16 protein-coding genes, 2 tRNA genes and 1 riboswitch are annotated in these 16,179 nt (G+C 71.4%); of the genes, 8 read left to right on the top strand and 10 right to left on the bottom strand.

The window, feature by feature from the left end:
• Positions 1 to 170: 170 nt before the first annotated feature.
• The 4 genes from ACFVH5_RS32965 to ACFVH5_RS32950 all read left to right on the top strand — a co-directional run bounded on the left by ACFVH5_RS32965 (position 171) and on the right by ACFVH5_RS32950 (position 5,674).
• Positions 171 to 1,595, top strand: a complete 1,425-nt coding sequence (locus ACFVH5_RS32965) for an MFS transporter (RefSeq protein WP_107020588.1) — start codon at positions 171 to 173, stop codon at positions 1,593 to 1,595.
• 435 nt (positions 1,596 to 2,030) lie between these two features.
• Positions 2,031 to 3,242, top strand: a complete 1,212-nt coding sequence (lhgO, locus tag ACFVH5_RS32960; RefSeq protein ID WP_385837381.1) for an L-2-hydroxyglutarate oxidase — start codon at positions 2,031 to 2,033, stop codon at positions 3,240 to 3,242.
• 222 nt (positions 3,243 to 3,464) lie between these two features.
• Positions 3,465 to 4,307, top strand: a complete 843-nt coding sequence (gene trmB, locus ACFVH5_RS32955; RefSeq protein WP_385837372.1) for a tRNA (guanosine(46)-N7)-methyltransferase TrmB — start codon at positions 3,465 to 3,467, stop codon at positions 4,305 to 4,307.
• A 68-nt stretch (positions 4,308 to 4,375) separates the two neighbouring features.
• On the top strand, positions 4,376 to 5,674 hold the full coding sequence (locus ACFVH5_RS32950) for a PrsW family intramembrane metalloprotease (RefSeq protein WP_385837371.1): 1,299 nt from the start codon (positions 4,376 to 4,378) through the stop codon (positions 5,672 to 5,674).
• 165 nt (positions 5,675 to 5,839) lie between these two features.
• Here ACFVH5_RS32950 and ACFVH5_RS32945 read toward each other — a convergent pair whose 3' ends face one another.
• The 5 genes from ACFVH5_RS32945 to ACFVH5_RS32925 form a co-directional block, all read right to left on the bottom strand.
• Positions 5,840 to 6,784: an aldo/keto reductase gene (locus tag ACFVH5_RS32945; protein WP_385837370.1), complete on the bottom strand. Its 945-nt coding sequence runs from the start codon at positions 6,782 to 6,784 to the stop codon at positions 5,840 to 5,842.
• Positions 6,785 to 6,877: 93 nt separating this feature from the next.
• The gene (locus ACFVH5_RS32940) at positions 6,878 to 7,927 is read right to left on the bottom strand and encodes a M23 family metallopeptidase (protein WP_384806507.1); all 1,050 of its coding nucleotides are present in this window, start codon (positions 7,925 to 7,927) and stop codon (positions 6,878 to 6,880) included.
• Positions 7,928 to 7,938: 11 nt separating this feature from the next.
• A riboswitch (cyclic di-AMP (ydaO/yuaA leader) is annotated at positions 7,939 to 8,096 on the bottom strand.
• Between the two features lie 255 nt (positions 8,097 to 8,351).
• A complete protein-coding gene (locus ACFVH5_RS32935; RefSeq protein WP_385837369.1) occupies positions 8,352 to 9,485 on the bottom strand; it encodes a PP2C family protein-serine/threonine phosphatase in 1,134 nt (377 codons plus the stop codon).
• Positions 9,486 to 9,649: 164 nt separating this feature from the next.
• Positions 9,650 to 9,723 (bottom strand) — tRNA-Met (locus tag ACFVH5_RS32930).
• A 52-nt stretch (positions 9,724 to 9,775) separates the two neighbouring features.
• A complete protein-coding gene (locus ACFVH5_RS32925; RefSeq protein ID WP_385837368.1) occupies positions 9,776 to 10,921 on the bottom strand; it encodes a dihydrofolate reductase family protein in 1,146 nt (381 codons plus the stop codon).
• A 144-nt stretch (positions 10,922 to 11,065) separates the two neighbouring features.
• Here ACFVH5_RS32925 and ACFVH5_RS32920 point away from each other — a divergent pair, with 144 nt between their 5' ends.
• The 3 genes from ACFVH5_RS32920 (at position 11,066) to ACFVH5_RS32910 (ending at position 12,840) form a co-directional block, all read left to right on the top strand.
• A complete protein-coding gene (locus ACFVH5_RS32920; RefSeq protein ID WP_385837367.1) occupies positions 11,066 to 11,581 on the top strand; it encodes a MarR family winged helix-turn-helix transcriptional regulator in 516 nt (171 codons plus the stop codon).
• Between the two features lie 126 nt (positions 11,582 to 11,707).
• Complete coding sequence (ribA, locus tag ACFVH5_RS32915) at positions 11,708 to 12,337, top strand: GTP cyclohydrolase II (protein WP_385837366.1); 630 nt, start codon at positions 11,708 to 11,710, stop codon at positions 12,335 to 12,337.
• Positions 12,338 to 12,399: 62 nt separating this feature from the next.
• Complete coding sequence (locus ACFVH5_RS32910; RefSeq protein ID WP_385837365.1) at positions 12,400 to 12,840, top strand: hypothetical protein; 441 nt, start codon at positions 12,400 to 12,402, stop codon at positions 12,838 to 12,840.
• Between the two features lie 60 nt (positions 12,841 to 12,900).
• Here ACFVH5_RS32910 and ACFVH5_RS32905 read toward each other — a convergent pair whose 3' ends face one another.
• From ACFVH5_RS32905 to ACFVH5_RS32895, 3 genes are all read right to left on the bottom strand, one after another.
• Entirely contained in the window at positions 12,901 to 13,179 is a 279-nt protein-coding gene (locus tag ACFVH5_RS32905) for a type II toxin-antitoxin system RelE/ParE family toxin (RefSeq protein ID WP_385837380.1), read from the bottom strand.
• On the bottom strand, positions 13,172 to 13,438 hold the full coding sequence (locus ACFVH5_RS32900; protein ID WP_381832523.1) for a type II toxin-antitoxin system Phd/YefM family antitoxin: 267 nt from the start codon (positions 13,436 to 13,438) through the stop codon (positions 13,172 to 13,174). Before ACFVH5_RS32900 ends, ACFVH5_RS32905 begins: the two co-directional genes overlap by 8 nt.
• Before the next feature lie 66 nt (positions 13,439 to 13,504).
• A complete protein-coding gene (locus ACFVH5_RS32895; protein ID WP_385837364.1) occupies positions 13,505 to 13,801 on the bottom strand; it encodes a hypothetical protein in 297 nt (98 codons plus the stop codon).
• 29 nt (positions 13,802 to 13,830) lie between these two features.
• On the opposite strand from ACFVH5_RS32895, the gene ACFVH5_RS32890 reads away from it, so the two are divergent.
• Positions 13,831 to 14,199 carry a GntR family transcriptional regulator gene (locus ACFVH5_RS32890; RefSeq protein WP_385837379.1) on the top strand — a complete coding sequence of 123 codons (369 nt, stop codon included), beginning with the start codon at positions 13,831 to 13,833 and terminating at the stop codon, positions 14,197 to 14,199.
• Positions 14,200 to 14,215: 16 nt separating this feature from the next.
• On the opposite strand, the gene ACFVH5_RS32885 is transcribed toward ACFVH5_RS32890, so the two are convergent.
• Positions 14,216 to 14,288, bottom strand: a tRNA-Lys gene (locus ACFVH5_RS32885).
• A 120-nt stretch (positions 14,289 to 14,408) separates the two neighbouring features.
• Positions 14,409 to 15,944 carry an amino acid permease gene (locus ACFVH5_RS32880; protein ID WP_385837363.1) on the bottom strand — a complete coding sequence of 512 codons (1,536 nt, stop codon included), beginning with the start codon at positions 15,942 to 15,944 and terminating at the stop codon, positions 14,409 to 14,411.
• Positions 15,945 to 16,179: the final 235 nt, after the last annotated feature.

Raw genomic sequence — 16,179 nt, 5'->3', positions numbered from 1 at the left:
TGCGGCGAACTACCCTGTGTTTGCCTGTGTTTTCGCGGGAGGCATATTCCTGAGGGCTCAGCCACGTGCTTTTGCGGGTGGGGTTCCAGGGGTTGACGGCCCGGGAAGACACAGCACGAATGCCGCGTGGCTGAACCCGCGCGGCAGCCGTCTGTGTCGAGGGGTGGCGCATGTCCAGGGAGCAACGCGGGCCGAACGAAAAACTCGGCACCGTTCTCGCCCTCGCGGGAATCAGCAACGCAGGACTCGCGCGTCGCGTCAACGATCTTGGCGCTCAACGCGGGTTGACTCTTCGCTACGACAAGACGTCGGTGGCGCGCTGGGTGTCGAAAGGCATGGTGCCGCAAGGTGCCGCGCCGCACCTCATCGCCGCCGCCATCGGCCAGAAACTCGGCCGCCCGGTGCCGCTCCACGAGATCGGCCTGGCGGACGCGGACCCCGCACCGGAGGTGGGCCTCGCCTTCCCCCGCGACGTAGGACAGGCCGTGCGGTCGGCGACGGATCTGTACCGCCTCGACCTCGCCGGACGCCGGGCGGGCTCCGGCGGCATCTGGCAGTCGCTCGCCGGATCGTTCGCGGTGAGCGCGTACGCCACTCCCGCCTCACGGTGGCTGATAACCCCGGCCGACACCTCGGTGGCACGGGACGCCGGCCCGCTCGAGGGCTCCGCCGCGCCACTGAAAGTCGGCCACAGCGACGTACTGAAGCTGCGCGAGGCAGCCGAGGACGCCAGGCGCTGGGACTCCAAATACGGAGGCGGCGACTGGCGTTCGTCCATGGTCCCCGAATGCTTACGGGTCGAGGCGGCACCGCTGCTCCTGGGCTCGTACTCGGACGAGGTCGGCCGTTCCCTCTTCGGAGCGAGCGCCGAACTCACCCGGCTCGCGGGCTGGATGGCCTTCGACACGGGCCAGCAGGAGGCGGCACAGCGCTACTACATCCAGGCCCTGCGCCTGGCCCGCGCGGCGGCGGACGTCCCCCTGGGGGGTTACGTACTGGCCTCCATGTCCCTCCAGGCGACCTACCGCGGCTTCGGCGACGAGGGCGTGGACCTCGCGCAGGCCGCCCTCGAACGCAACCGGGGGCTGGCCACGGCCCGCACGATGAGCTTCTTCCGCCTGGTCGAGGCGCGGGCCCACGCGCGCGCGGGTGACGCCCACGCGGCCGGCGGCGCCCTGAAGGCGGCCGAGGGCTGGCTGGAGCGCGCCCGGGACGGCGACCAGGATCCGTCCTGGCTCGGCTTCTACTCGTACGACCGTTTCGCGGCCGACGCGGCGGAGTGCTACCGCGATCTGAAGGCTCCGCGGCAGGTCCGCCGCTTCACGGAGCAGGCGCTGTCGAAGCCGACGGAGGAGTTCGTACGCTCGCACGGGCTGCGGCTCGTCGTGTCCGCGGTCGCCGAACTCGAATCGGGCAATCTGGACGCGGCGTGCGAGCAGGGGGTGCGGGCGGTGGAGGTTGCCGGGCGCATTTCTTCCGCGCGCACGACGGAGTACGTGAAGGATCTTCTTCATCGGCTGGAGCCGTACGGGGATGAGCCGCGGGTCGTCGAGCTGCGGGAGCGGGCTCGGCCGTTGCTGATGGCACCGGCCTAGTGGTCAAGGCTTGCCTGCGCGTCCACGGGGCTGAGGCGGTTGTGGGGGTGCGGGTCCGCCGTGGCTGATTGCGCAGTTCCCCGCGCCCCTGAGGGGGCGTCTGCCCGGCTGGGGGCTTCTTGCCGCTGCGGGTCCGCCGTGGCTGGTCGCGCCGTTCCCCGCGCCCCTGGAAAGCGCGTCTGCCGGGCTGGGGACGTGTTGTCGCTGCGGGTCCGCCGTGGCTGGTCGCGCCGTTCCCCGCGCCCCTGAAGGGGCGCCCCCGCCCCGAACCGGCGCCCGGCACCCGGCATCCCGGTCGTGACCACCCCTCGGCCCTCCCCTCCCCCTCCTTCATGTCTGATCGGCGTTCGGCCGGATTGTTGGTTTGAGGGGGTTGTCAGTGGCGCAGTGCACTATCGGAGGTGGGAGTCGGAGGTGTTGGAGGTGGGTGGGCGGATGGTGCGGGAGATCGCTTACGACTGTGACGTGCTGGTGATCGGCGGCGGGATCGTCGGTCTGTCGACGGCGTACGCGATCACGCGTGCCGCCCCGGGCACGCGCGTGACAGTGCTGGAGAAGGAGGCCGGCCCGGCCCGGCACCAGACGGGACGCAACAGCGGAGTCATCCACAGCGGGATCTACTACCGCCCCGGCTCCCTGAAGGCACAGTTCGCGGCGCGTGGCGCGGCCGAGATGGTCAAGTTCTGCGCCGAGTACGACATCGCGCACGCGGTGACCGGCAAGCTGATCGTCGCCACCGAGCGGGACGAGCTCCCCCGTCTGCACGCCCTCGTCCAGCGGGGCCGGGAGAACGGCATTCCGGTGCGGGAACTGGGCGCCCCCCAGATCGAGGAGTACGAACCCGAGGTACGGGGCCTCGCCGCGATCCACGTCTCCACCACCGGGGTGTGCGACTACGGCGCCGTGGCCGGGCACCTCGCGAACGCCTCCGGCGCCCGGATCAGGTACGCCACGAAGGCCGCGTACATCGACCGCCGGCCCGACCTCGGCGTGGCCGTCCGCACGGACGACGGCACGGTCGTCCGCGCCCGCGTCCTCGTCAACTGCGCCGGCCTCCACTGCGACGAGATCGCCCGCCTCGCGGGCGACGAACCGAACATGCGGATCGTCCCCTTCCGCGGCGAGTACTACACCCTCGCCCGCCCCGACCTGGTCCGCGGCCTCGTCTACCCCGTCCCCGACCCCGCGTTCCCCTTCCTCGGCGTCCACCTCACCCGAGGCATCGACGGCAGCGTCCACGTCGGCCCGAACGCGGTTCCGGCCCTGGCCCGCGAGGGCTACGACTGGCGAACCGTCCGCCCCCGCGAACTGGGTGCGACCCTCGCCTGGCCCGGTTCCTGGCACATAGCCCGCCGCCACTGGCGCTACGGCACCGGAGAACTGCACCGCTCCCTGTCCAAGGCCGCCTTCACCCGCGCGGTCCGCCGCCTGCTCCCGGCCATCACCTCGGACGACCTGATCCCGACCCCCGCAGGCGTCCGCGCCCAGGCGGTCCTGCGCGACGGCACCCTGGTCGACGACTTCCTGATCCAGGAGGGCCCCCGTACGGTCCACGTGCTCAACGCCCCCTCCCCCGCGGCCACGGCCTCCCTCCCCATCGGCCGGGAGGTGGCCCAGCGAGCCCTCAAGGCCCTGGCGGCCGTCTGACCGGCGACAGCGCACGCGAGGGGCCGTGCCGGTACGTCGCAGTCCGCCGCGTAGCCCTTCCGAACAAGGCCCGCCCTGTCAGCTGAGTTCCGTATGCCCGGGGGCGGCGGACTCGACGTACCGGCACGGCCCCGACCCACGACGGACCGGCCCGCACCCACCCACCCGCCACGGACCGGCAACGGACCCGCACCCGCACCCGACGCGTAAAATCGACCCACTGTGTCTGACGCATCCAGAACCCCCCGCCCCAGAAACGAACCCCGCTTCCCCGACGGCCCCCAGCCCGACCCGGCAGGCTCGCACTTCGAGCGACGGATCCGCAGCTTCCAGCCCCGCCGCAGCCGCGTCACCCAGGGCCAGGCGGACGCGCTGGAACGGCTCTGGCCCAAGTGGGGCCTGGACATCGACGGGCAGCGCACCCTCGACCTCGCCGAACTCTTCGCGGCCGACCTCCCCGTCGTCCTGGAGATCGGCTTCGGCATGGGCGAGGCGACCGCGCAGATGGCCGCCGCCGACCCCGGCACCGGCATCCTCGCCGTGGACGTCCACACCCCCGGCCAGGGCAACCTGCTGAACCTCGCGGACCGGGCCGGCCTGTCCAACATCCGCGTGGCCAACGGCGACGCGATCATCCTGCTCCGCGAGATGCTGACCCCGGACTCCCTCGCCGGCCTGCGCGTCTACTTCCCGGACCCCTGGCCCAAGAAGCGCCACCACAAGCGGCGTCTGATCCAGCCGGAGTTCCTCACCCTCGCCGCGTCCCGCCTCCGCCCCGGCGCGCTGCTGCACTGCGCGACGGACTGGGAGCCGTACGCCGAAGTCATGCTGGAAGTTCTCTCCGCGCACCCGGACTTCGAGAACGCCCAGCCCGCGCCCCCGACCGGCCCCGACGGCCCCGCCACCGGCTACGCGGCGCGTCCCGACTTCCGGCCGCTGACCCGTTTCGAGGCCCAGGGCCTGGACAAGGGCCACGTGGTGAACGATCTCCTGTTCCGCCGCGTACCGCATGGCACGGACAACAACGACGGCACGGACAGCGGTACGGACAGCACGGGCACCTGAGCCGCTCCCCCACCCCCGGGACGGGGCACTCTCGCGGGCCGAGCCCCTCCCTCGTTAGGGTTTTTGTCATGGCCACCAGCCCCCCACCCCCGACACCCCCCGGCTTCCCCGCCGGAGGCGCCCGTCGGCACGCACACTGGTGGCAGCGCAAGTGGGTGCGCTACGCCGCGCTGACCACCCTGCTCGCCCTGTCGGGCCTGGTCATCCTGGCCCTCGTCCGCAAACAGACCGGCACGGAGGGCTTCCTGGTGGGCCTCGGCCTCGCCATTTTCCCCGTGCCCCTGCTCGTCGCCGCGTTCCGCTGGCTGGACCGGGTGGATCCGGGGCCCTGGAGAAATCTGCTCTTCTCCTTCGCGTGGGGCGCCTGCGCGGCCGCGCTGATAGCCATCGTCGCGAACAGTTTCGCGACGCAGTGGATAGCGACGGCCACGGCGGACCCGTCCCACGCGGACACCCTCGGCGCGACGGTGATAGCGCCGATCGTCGAGGAGTCGGCGAAGGCGGCGGCGGTCCTGCTCGTCTTCCTGTTCCGCAGACGGGACTTCACGGGGATAGTCGACGGCGTGGTGATAGCGGGCGTCACGGCGACCGGCTTCGCGTTCACCGAGAACATCCTCTATCTGGGCACGGCCTTCGGCACGGACCAGCTCACCGGCGACACGGGCCTCTTCTCCGTCACCGCCGCGACCTTCTTCGTACGCGTGATCATGTCGCCCTTCGCGCATCCGCTGTTCACCGTGCTGACGGGCATCGGTTTCGGCATCGCGGCGCTCTCCGCGGACCGCCACCAGGTGCGCCGCGTCGTCCTGCCCATCACCGGGCTGCTGCTCGCGATGGGCATGCACGCGATGTGGAACGGCTCGTCGGCGTTCGGGGAGTACGGCTTCTTCGCGGTCTACGCGGCGTTCATGGTCCCGTCCTTCGGGCTGCTCACCTGGCTGGCCGTCTGGACGCGGCAGCGCGAACTCGGCACGGTCCGCACGGAGCTGCCCTCGTACGCCGTCGCGGGGTGGCTGGCCGCGCCCGAGCCGTTCGTGCTCGGCTCGATGAAGGCGCGGCGGCTGGCGCGGGAGTACGCCACGCATCACGGCGGGCGCGATGCGGGGCGGGCGGTGGCGGAGTACGAGGCGTACGCGACGTCGCTGGCGTTTCTTCGCCACCGGGGCCGGCGGGGGCGGGCGGGTGCCGACTTCGCCGTGCGGGAGCGGGAGCTGCTGCACGAGCTGTGGGCCCGGCGGGAGCCGGCTCGGCCGGCGCTGGCGTACGCGGCGCGGGCGACTTCGGCGGTGCCGGTGCCTGTGCCCTGGGCCGGGCCGGGGTATGGGTATCCGCCGCCTTACCCGGCGTACAACCCGTACCGGTCCTGACGTCGTATTGCGCAGTTCCCCGCGCCCCTTGGGAGTGGCGCCGCGGTGCCTGGGGTCGAGTGCCCGGTGCGGGCCGTCTCGGGCTGGGCGCGCAGTTCCCCGCGCCCCTAAAAGCCAAAGCAACAACGCAAGCCCGCCCCAACCCTGCCCCCCGCCCCGCGAGGGTCACTCCGACGCGTGCGTCAGCTTCGTGAGGTCGGTGTCCGTCAGGGTGAGGTCCGCCACCGACAGCAGTGCCGGGAGTTGGGACGGGGTGCGGGCGCTGGCCAGGGGGACGGCGACCGTGGGGCGGGAGGCCAGCCAGGCGAGGGCCACGGTGGCGAGCTCGGCGCCGCGGTCCTGGGCGACCTCGTCGAGCGCGGTCAGCACCCGCTGCCCCCGCTCCGACGCGAGATGCTTGCCCGCCGCACCGGCCCGCGGGCTGTCGACGTCCGCGCCCGCCCGGTACTTGCCGGTGAGGAAGCCCGAGGCGAGCCCGTAATAGGGGACCGCGGCCAGTCCGCCGCGCGAGGCGACCTCCTGCAGCGGACCCTCGTACGTGTCACGCGACACCAGGCTGTACTGGGCCTGCAGCGCCACGTACCGCACCAGCCCCTCGCGGTCGGAGGCGTCCAGGGACTCCTGGAGCCGCTCGGCGGAGATGTTGGACGCGGCGATCGCGCGCACCTTGCCGGAGCGCACGAGCTCGTCCAGGGCTCCGAGGAACTCCTCGACCGGCACGGAGGGGTCGTCGTAGTGGGTGTAGTAGAGGTCGATGTGGTCCGTCCGCAGCCGGCGCAGCGACGCCTCGGCCGCGGCCTTGACGTTCGCCGGGGAGAGGCCCTTGTACGCGGGATGCGCGCCGGCCTTCGTGGCGATGAGGACGTCGGCGCGGTTGCCGCGCGCGGTCAGCCACTCGCCGATGACGGTCTCGGACTCGCCGCCCTCGTTGCCCGGCGCCCAGGCCGAGTACGCGTCGGCGGTGTCCACGAAGTTCCCGCCGGCGGCCGTGTACGCGTCGAGGACGGCGAAGGAGTCGGCCCGGTCGGCGGTCCAGCCGAAGACGTTGCCGCCCAGGGCGAGCGGAAACACCTCAAGGTCGGACGAACCCAGCCTGCGAAGAGAAGTCATGCCAAAACCAACGGCCGAACCGGACGGCCGTATTCCATACTCCGCGACATCGCGGCCCCGCAGGGCACGGACACCGGCTTGCGGATTGAGGCTTTACGGGTTGAGGCCCTTGCCGCGCAGCCAGGCCATCGGGTCGATCCCGGTGCCGCCGGCCGTGTGGACCTCCAGGTGGAGGTGCGCCCCGGTGACGTTCCCGGTGGCACCCACGCGCCCGATGACGTCGCCCGTGCTGACCTTCTGCCCGACGCTGACGCCGATCGACGACTGGTGGGCGAACCACAGCTCCGTACCGTCGTCGAGCGTGAGGACCGTGCGGTAGCCGTACGAGCCGCTCCAGCCCGCCTCGGTGATCGTGCCGCTGTGAATGGCCTTGATCGGGGTACCCGTGGGAGCGGCGAAGTCCAGACCCGTGTGCTGACCGGAGGACCAGAGCGAGCCGGACTGCCCGAAGGTGGAGGTGATCGTGTACGAGGAGGTGGGCAGTGTGAACTGCTTGGCCAGCTCGGCGAGGCGTGCGGCCTCGGCCTTCGCCTTGGCCTCCTCCTCCTTCTTCGCCTTCGCGGCGGCGGCCTTGGCCTTCGCCGCGTCCTGCTCCTTGGCCGCGAGCGTGGCGGCCTTCTTCGCGGCGGCGGCCTCGGCTGCGGCCTGGGCCTCGCGGTCGACCTGGTCCTGCTGGAGTTCGGCCTGGAGCATGATGCGCGAGCGCAGGGCCTCGCCGGCGTCGGCGTTGCCCTCCTCGGCGTCGGCCTCGGTGAGTCCCGCGGCGGTGAGCGCCGTGCTGGAACCCTCGGGGGCCTCGTCGTCGGAGATCAGCGAGCCGACGTTGGGCAGGTCGGGGATCGAGATCGACACCGGCGGCTTGCCGGTCTGCGCGGAGGCCATGCCGCCCGCGCCGACGGCGGCTATGACACCGACGCCCAGAACGGTGGAGCTGCGGGCGAGTCCCCCGCCACGCTGCTTGGCGACGCGGTGCTTGCCGCGGACGGGAACGACGGTGTCCGCGCTGGGATTCCAGGGCTCCCAGGTCTCGTCGTCCCTGCGGGCGCCGAAGGCGAAGGTGTCGGGCTTCTTCTCGCCCGAGGTCTCTCCCGTCACCTCGTCAGGCATGAACGAGGGTGTGGGGGCAGGCCTGTTGAACGCCACGTGGGCGCGCTCCTTTCCTTCCTTCTCGCCTACCGGGTTAGCTGACGGGTTCGGAGCAGGAAGGTCTCCTACGCGCGTCAACCGCGGTGTTCACCACCACGAAAGACACGCGATTCACCCCATGTAGGTGGTTCCCCGGTTCCCTTGCGGGATTCGGCGCGTGCGCACGGAGCCGTCTCTTGTGACGGCTGGGACACCGCGCTGCGTTATCGAACGTTAATAGACTCAGGCACCGGATTCCAAGCTGTTCTTGATGATCGTTACGGCTCCTGGCCTGGACTTAAACGCTGGGAGCGGGGTAAATCGGGCGAGTTGATCGCCATTCACGGGTACGGGTTTTGCTGACGGTGTGTCAGTTGTTATGCGCAGGGGCGTCGTTCGACTACTGCAGGTGATATGGGTCGGGAAGAGCGTCCCGGCTCCCTCACGGCCGGCGAACGGCGAGCAGTGCCATGTCGTCCGTACCGCCGCCCCCGGTGTACCGGAACACGTCGTCCACCACCTCGGCGAGCAGCGCGTCGGGCCCGGCGAACCGGCGCCCGGACAGCCGTGCCGCCGGATCGAAGAACACACCCCGCCCGTCCCGGGCCTCGGACAGCCCGTCCGTGTGGAAGAGCAGCATGGCCCCGCCCGGGAACTCCTCCTCCTGCGCGCGGTCGGGCCAGGCGCCCAGGTCGCCCATCCCGAGCGGCAGCGCGGGTTCCGCCGCGGCGAGCGTGCGTACGGTTCCGTCGCCACGCAGCAGGAGCGGCCCGGGATGGCCGCGGTTGACGAGCCGTACGCGCTGGGCGCCGTGCGGGATCTCGGCGAGCACGGCGGTGATGAAACCCTCGAAGACCTCGACGCTGTCGCGCCGCACCCCTTCGCGCATCAGCGACCGCTCCAGCCGCTGGGCGACCCCCTCCAGCGTGCTCTCCTGTTCGGCGGCCTCCCGGAAGGCCCCGATGACGACGGCCACGGCGGCGACCGCGCCCATGCCCTTCCCCCTCACATCGCCCACGACGAGCCGTACGCCGTGCGGGGTGTCCTGCACGGCGTAGAGGTCGCCGCCGATGAGGGCGTCGGTCTGCGCGGCCACGTACCGGACCGCGAGGTCGAGGCCGCCGGTGCGCGCGGCGGGTTCGGGCAGGACGGCCCGCTGGGCGGCCTCGGCGATCTCGTGGGCGGAGGCCAGCCGGGCGTTGCCCAGGCTCACGAGCCGGTTGATGACGACGGCGAGGCAGGCGACCGTGGCCACGGTCGCGATCTCGGTGATCCCGCTCGCGTCGACGGCGAACCGCACGGTCACCAGCGCCATGGCCGCCGTGCCCGCGACGCCCGTCCACACGGTGGCGCCGAGCGACAGCAGGGGCGCGGCGACGAGCGAGGCGGCCGAGAGGAAGGGCGCGGCGGTGAAGTACTGCGGGGTGAGGACGTCGTAGAAGACACCCGCGACGATCAGCAGTGCGGGGAGCACGCGGACGACCGCGCGGGTACGGGGGTAGAGGCCGGTCCGCTTGTCCGGCGGCGGCCCGGCGGAGCCCGGCGACCGCTGCTCGACCGCTCGACGCCCGATCACGTGTCTCCTGCCCTCGACCACCTCGCTCCGTCCAGGGTTCCGGGACCGGCGGGGCGGGGCGAGCGGACGGGGACCGGGCGAGTGAGCGCCGGCGCGGGGACGGCACAGAGGAACGTAAAACACCTGAGGCCGGAATCCATTGGATTCCGGCCTCAGGCCTTCAGTAGCGGGGACAGGATTTGAACCTGCGACCTCTGGGTTATGAGCCCAGCGAGCTACCGAGCTGCTCCACCCCGCGTCGTTGAGACCACTGTACGCCATTCGCGGGACCCCGCGCACACGGGCAGATGTCAGCCCCGGTTCAGGTGGCGGTTGGGTGCCTTGGCCGCGCTCTCGTGCTCCGGGAGTACGACGACGTCGGCGCCCTCCGCCGCGAGCAGGCCGTTGCCGTCGGCGGCGGCCACGAACGTGTCGGGCTCGCGCCACGCGGTGACGACCCGGCGCACGCCCGCGTCGAGGATCAGCCGGGCGCAGGGCGCGGGCCGCGAGGCGCGGCGGGCGCAGGGCTCCAGGCTGCTGTAGACCGTGGCGGCCGTCAGCCGGGGGTCGTCCGGCGCGATCTTGGCGAGCGCGGCCTCCTCGGCGTGCGAGACGGGGTCGGACTCGCGGGAGTACCCGCGGGCCAGTTCCGTGCCGTCGGCCGCGACGACGACCGCGCCGACGCTGAAGGCGGTCCGCGAGGGCGGGCACTCGGCGGCGAGTTCGCAGGCGAGGGCCAGCCACCGGTGGTCGGCGGCGGAGGGTACAGGTCCGGTGCCGGGCGCGGTGGGCACGTACCGCATGAGCACCACGTCTCCCACGGGCCGGGTCTCGATCAGCCACAGCCGGCTGCGGGGGCCGCCGGGGTATTCGCCGTCCCCGAAGAGCTTCGGCGCGTGCGGCTGGCCCACCACGAGGGGCGCGAGGGCGAGCTGCAGTTCGTCGGCGAGGCCCTGCTGGAGGAGCTGGGTGTGGACCCGGCCGCCGCCCTCGACCATGAGCCGCCGTACGCCGCGGACGTCGTGGAGGTGGGTGAGCACGGCCCGCCAGTCCAGTCCGGGCCCCACGGGGACGACGTCGACGCCGAGCCCGTGCAGGGCCTCGGCGGCCGTCACGGCGCCCTCGTCCGTCGTGTAGACGACCTTCTCGCCGCCGGTGGACCAGAAGTTGGCGGCGGGGTCCAGGTCGCCGGTGCCGCTGACGGTGACCTTCAGCGGGTACGCGGGCCGGCCGGCGGCGACGCGGGCGGCGCGGCGCTCGGCGGAGTTCACGAGGAGCCGCGGGTTGTCGGCGCGCAGGGTGCCCGCGCCGACCAGGATGGCGTCGGAGTCGGCCCGTACCTCGTCGACCCGGTCGAAGTCGGCGGGGCCGGAGAGCAGCAGCCGTTCGGGGCCGGTGTCGTCCAGACGGCCGTCGAGGGAGACGGCGGCGGACAACAGGACGTGGGGGTGGGGCATGGACGCGCTCTCTTTCGCGGGGTGGGTGGGGCAGCGAGGCGGGTGGGGCGGGGCCCGGTCCCGGGCTTCGGCTCGGCTTGGCCCTGGGACGTGCTGCCTTCGGCTCGGCTTGGTTCAAGTTTGAAGCAAACTTACACTGGGGGCATGACGACCCGCTGGCTCACCCCCGAGGAGCAGCGCGCCTGGCGCGCCTACATCGCCGCCTCCCACCTCCTGGAGGACGCGATCGACCGGCAGCTCCAGCAGGAGGCCGGTATGCCACATGTCTACTACTCCATCCTGGCCAACCTCTCCGAGGCACCGGACCGCCGCCTGCGCATGACCGATCTCGCCGAGCGGACGAAGATCACGCGCAGCCGGCTGACGTACGCGGTGACGCGCCTGGAGAAGGACGGGGCGGTACGCCGCGAGGGCTGCCCCAGTGACAGGCGCGGCAGTACCGCGGTCCTGACCGACGACGGGATGACGCTGCTGGAGCGTACGGCTCCCGGCCATGTGGAGACGGTCCGCGCGACCCTCTTCGACCGGCTCACCCCGGAGCAGGTGGGGCAGCTGGAGGAGATCTGCGCGAGTGTCGCGCGGGGCCTGGAGGGCGACGACGCGCAGGCCCCGCCGGACGACGTCCCGTGGCGCCGCCGCTCGCCGGGCCCGTGCGCGTAGGCCGCCACCTGGTGCCTGATGGCGGGCGATATCGATTGCTTTAACTTTAAAGCATGGGTTAGGGTCTCGATTCGAGGATCTGCTTCAAATCTGAAGCAGATGAGGAACGTGGACCGGAGTACCCGCATGCCCGACTACCCCGCCGCCACCCAGCGCTCGCGCGTCCGGGTGCCCCTGCGCTTCCACGACGGCTACAGCGTCGACGCCGAACTGGTCACCTTCCACGGCCTGACCGACGGCCAGGAACACGTGGCGATGATCCTCGGCGACCCCGCCGGCGCCACGCCCCTGGTCCGCCTGCACTCCGAGTGCCTGACGGGCGACGCCTTCGGCTCCTCGCGCTGCGACTGCGGGCCGCAGCTGCGCGAGGCCGTCGAGCAGATCGCCGAGCGCGGCGGCGTCCTCCTCTACCTCCGCCAGGAGGGCCGCGGCATAGGCCTCTACAACAAGCTCGACGCGTACGCCCTCCAGGACGAGGGTCTCGACACGTACGCCGCCAACACGGCCCTGGGCCTGCCCGAGGACGCCCGCGACTACACGGCGGCGGCCCAGATGCTGACGGCGCTCGGCATCACGGAGCTGGACCTGCTGTCCAACAACCCCGACAAGGCGGAGCAGCTCCGGACGCTCGGCATCGACGTACGACACCGCGTCCCGACGGGCGTGTTCACGACGGCCCACAACGTCCTGTACCTACGGGCGAAGGTCCTCCAGACCCAGCACACACTCCCCCTGGCGAAGCTCACGGCGGGCTGACGCGACTGGCCGCCGCTTACGGAAGCGGTGACTCCGCGGTCCGGCGGGGCAGAACGGTGAACATGGGGGACGACAGCGACGCCGACGCACGGGCCCAGGCACTGGCGCACACGCAGCGCATCGCGGAGGACGGCAGACTCTGGCAGCACACGCTGCACGAGAACACGATGCTGTTCCAGCGGGGCAACCTCTTCCTGGTGGGCCAGTCGCTGTTCGCCGTGGCGTACACGACGCTCCTCACCTCGGAGCACCACCTCGTGGCAGCACGCGTCCTGGCCGCCTTCGGCCTCGTACTGGCCCTCACCTGGCTGTACGTCGGCCACCGGCACCGCCTGTACTACCAGCACGTACAGCGCCGAGCGGTGGAACGCCTGCCGGAGTACGCGGCGACGTGGTCGAGCTGGTCCACCCGCGGCGAGGGCCGGGGCCGAGGCCGCTCGATCGTCCTGATCGCCTACTTGCTGCCGGCGCTGGCGGTGGTGATGTGGGGGCGTTGCTGGTGATCACGTGAGCCCGTGAGCTCGTGACGTGAGCCCCTCACGTGGTCCCCGGTAGCCGCACGGTCATACGTCGTAGACGGTGGACCGGTGTCCGACGTGGACCACCCACACCACCAGTTCCCCGTTGTCGAGCGTGTAGATGACTCGGTGGTCCCCGACGCGGAGGCGGCGCCGGTCCGGCTGCGAGACCAGTGCGGTGGTGTGGAAGCCGAGCGGGTCCGTCTCCAGCTCCGTCAGCTTGGCGAGGATGCGCAGCGCGGCAGCCCGCGGGATCTTGCGCAGTTCCGACCGGGCCTCCGGCCGGAAGACGGTGCGATACGCATGCGCGCCGGGCTCATTCACCACGTGCCAGCGTTTCCCTCATGACGTCCTCGATCGGAACGCCGTCCGCCGTGTTCGCCATGCGCTCGTCGATGATCCGGTTGATCTCGCGCTCTTCCCACTCCTGATACCTGCGCAGGACCTCGATCGACACGACGGCGGCCACTTCCTTGCCCCGCCGTGTGATGACCGTGGGGGTGTCGTCCCGGTCGGCCCGCTCGACCACCTCGGCCAGGTGGGCGCGCACGTCGCGGATGGACTCTATGGGCATCTGGGTCATGCGCTCAAGAGTACCGAGTGCACCATGTGTACACAACGCGCCCACCGGGCCGGACCTCCGGAGTGGCTACTCGGCTCCGGACAGGCGCAAGCCCCGCGACGCGGCGACGCGCAGGGCGCCGGTCAGGCACTCGGCTAGCCGGCGTCCGGCGAAGCGCAGCTCCGCGGGCGGTGACGCCGGGTCGTCCAGCAACGGGCGGGCGAGGTCGAGCACGTCGGCGCCCGTGGCGAGCAGGACGCTCTCCAGGTCGTCGGCGAGCCGTGACAGATACCCGCCGCCGCTGTCCGCGCCGAGGTAACAGGGCTTCCCGTCGAGCGACTGCCAGGGCAGCAGACGGGCTGCGGGACCGAGAGGACGCTCCATCAGGCGGCCACCTCCCGCGCACCGATCAGCTGCGAGTCGAGATCGACCCCGAGATCGGCGGCGAGCACGAGGGCGAGCCGACGCCGCTGCCGCAGTGCGGCTTCCGGGTCGCGGTCGACGAGCCCGTACGGGGTGGGTGCCGCACGGCGGTGATGCGAAGAGACAGAGGTAGGCCCGATGCCGAGTACGCCGCCGCGTGCCGGTACCCGGACAGAAGAGAAGCCGAGTACGGTGTGGCCCGGCTCACCGCTCGGCGGGCCGCTCAGGAACTGCGTGAGCGCGGGCTCATCGTCACGGTGCGCGGCAAGGGTTCCTTCGTCGTGGAACGGCCGCCCGGCGACGGGCGAACCCCGTCAGGCCTGACGAACGAAACGAGCCCCCAGCTCAAGTACCTCTGAGCTGGGGGCTTTCGTGTAGACCCTGTGGGACTCGAACCCACAACCAATGGATTAAAAGTCCACTGCTCTGCCAATTGAGCTAAGGGTCCGTGCGTCGGCCGACGCCGGCGCACGCACCGACCATGGTCGACGCAGGAACGAGCATAGCCGGACGCGGCCGGGACTCCGATCGGGTATCGGTGTCCCGGCCGCGCCGAAGGGTCGGGAGGTCATGGATCGAGCGGCTCCGGGGCGCCCGCTCGGGCCGCTTCTCGGGCGCGGGTGCGTTCGTGGTCCGGGTTGAGGAACCAGTGGCGGGCCGAGGCGAACCACCACGCCGCCGCGAAGCCGAGAACCGCCAGGACCGCGATGGGGGCGTAGTTGAAGGTCTCCCAGGTGACCGGGGAGACCTGGGGGAGCATGAAGAGGATCGTGATCACGCCCACCCAGACGACCGCCACGATGCCGATCGGGCGGGACCAGCGGCCCAGATGCCACGGCCCCCGTTCGAACGCCTCGCCCTTGCGCAGCCGCAGCAGCGTCGGGATGACGTACGCGATGTAGAGGCCGATCACGGCGATCGACGTCACCGCCGCGTACGCCGTCACGTTGATCAGGTACGGCAGGCCGAGGACCAGCGCGCCCAGCGCCGCGAGCCACACCGCCGCGACGGGCGTACGGGTGCGCGGGTTCACCGTGTGCCAGAGGTTGGAGTACGGCAGCGCCCCGTCACGCGAGAAGGCGTAGATCATGCGGGAGTTGGCCGTCACGGACGCCATGCCGCAGAAGAGCTGCGCGCCGATGACGACGAGGAGCAGGAGCTTGCCCGCCGTCGCGCCGAGCGCGTCCAGGAGGATCTGGGCCGGCGGTACGCCCGTCGGTGACGTGAGGGCGCCGTCGTACGACTGGATCGCGAACGTGAAGCCGAGAAGGAGGACGAAGCCCGCGATCCACGACGTCCAGATGGACTGGACGATGCCCTTGGGACCGGCCGTGGACGCGTCGTGCGTCTCCTCCGTCATGTGCGCCGAGGCGTCGTACCCGGTGAAGGTGTACTGCGCCATCAGCAGGCCCAGCAGCACCACGTAGAAGCTGCTGCCCCAGCCGGTGTTGTTCACGAACTCCGTGAAGACGAAGGACGCGGACTGGTGGTGGTCCGGTACGAAGGTCAGCGCGCCGACGATGACCGCGACGCCCACGACGTGCCACCACACGCTGACGCTGTTGAGGAGGCCGACGATCCGTACGCCGAAGGTGTTCAGCAGGCCGTGCAGGACGAGGATCCCCGCGAAGAGCAGGATCGTACGGCCGGGCGTGACCTCGAAGTCGAACTGCAGGTTCAGGTACGCGCCCAGGAACGAGGCCGCGCCGAAGTCGATGCCGGCGGTCACGGCGACCTGGCCGAGGACGTTGAACCAGCCCGTGAACCACGCCCAGGCCGCCGCCGTACGCGGCGGGGCGAGGCGGTGGGCCCAGAAGTACAGGCCCGCGGAGGTCGGGTACGCCGAACAGATCTCGGCCATCGCGAGCCCGACGAACAGGGTCATGAGCCCCACCGCCACCCAGCCCCAGGTGATCACCGCCGGGCCGCCGGTGTTCATGCCGAACAGGTAGAGCGTCAGGCAGCCCGACAGGACCGAGATGATCGTGAAGGAGACCGCGTAGTTGGAGAACGCCGACATGCGGCGGGCGAGAACCTGCGTGTAACCGAGCTGGGCCAGCCGCTCTTCGTCCGACAGCCCACTCACTCTGGCGTCTTCTGTCATGCCCCCAGCAATTCCCTCACCGGGGGTATGACATGCGCCACAGTCCGGTTGATCTGGCCGAAACACGGCCGGTGGGGTCCTGGCCCGGCCGGGGCCCCGATGTGGCTGCCCCACGTGCGGCAGCACGCGAAGGGCCCGGACGACCGTGGTCGTCCGGGCCCGGTGGCTTATAAACAAATGAAGCTTGCGGCGCTTGATGGAGTGTAGTTATAGGGGGTGGGCGGGTGAGTAAAAA

Source organism: Streptomyces sp. NPDC127119 (assembly GCF_042677425.1).
GTDB lineage: Bacteria > Actinomycetota > Actinomycetes > Streptomycetales > Streptomycetaceae > Streptomyces.
This window is presented reverse-complemented; position numbering and strand designations above follow the sequence as displayed.

Excerpts from the sequence above, each read along its gene's own strand:
- ACFVH5_RS32950 (WP_385837371.1), top strand. The coding sequence starts at position 4,376 with ATGGCCACCAGCCCCCCACCCCCGACACCCCCCGGCTTCCCCGCCGGA.
- ACFVH5_RS32945 (WP_385837370.1), bottom strand. The coding sequence starts at position 6,784 with ATGACTTCTCTTCGCAGGCTGGGTTCGTCCGACCTTGAGGTGTTTCCG.
- ACFVH5_RS32925 (WP_385837368.1), bottom strand. The coding sequence starts at position 10,921 with ATGCCCCACCCCCACGTCCTGTTGTCCGCCGCCGTCTCCCTCGACGGC.
- ribA (WP_385837366.1), top strand. The coding sequence starts at position 11,708 with ATGCCCGACTACCCCGCCGCCACCCAGCGCTCGCGCGTCCGGGTGCCC.
- ACFVH5_RS32920 (WP_385837367.1), top strand. The coding sequence starts at position 11,066 with ATGACGACCCGCTGGCTCACCCCCGAGGAGCAGCGCGCCTGGCGCGCC.
- ACFVH5_RS32880 (WP_385837363.1), bottom strand. The coding sequence starts at position 15,944 with ATGACAGAAGACGCCAGAGTGAGTGGGCTGTCGGACGAAGAGCGGCTG.
- ACFVH5_RS32910 (WP_385837365.1), top strand. The coding sequence starts at position 12,400 with ATGGGGGACGACAGCGACGCCGACGCACGGGCCCAGGCACTGGCGCAC.
- ACFVH5_RS32895 (WP_385837364.1), bottom strand. The coding sequence starts at position 13,801 with ATGGAGCGTCCTCTCGGTCCCGCAGCCCGTCTGCTGCCCTGGCAGTCG.
- ACFVH5_RS32965 (WP_107020588.1), top strand. The coding sequence starts at position 171 with ATGTCCAGGGAGCAACGCGGGCCGAACGAAAAACTCGGCACCGTTCTC.
- lhgO (WP_385837381.1), top strand. The coding sequence starts at position 2,031 with ATGGTGCGGGAGATCGCTTACGACTGTGACGTGCTGGTGATCGGCGGC.
- ACFVH5_RS32900 (WP_381832523.1), bottom strand. The coding sequence starts at position 13,438 with ATGACCCAGATGCCCATAGAGTCCATCCGCGACGTGCGCGCCCACCTG.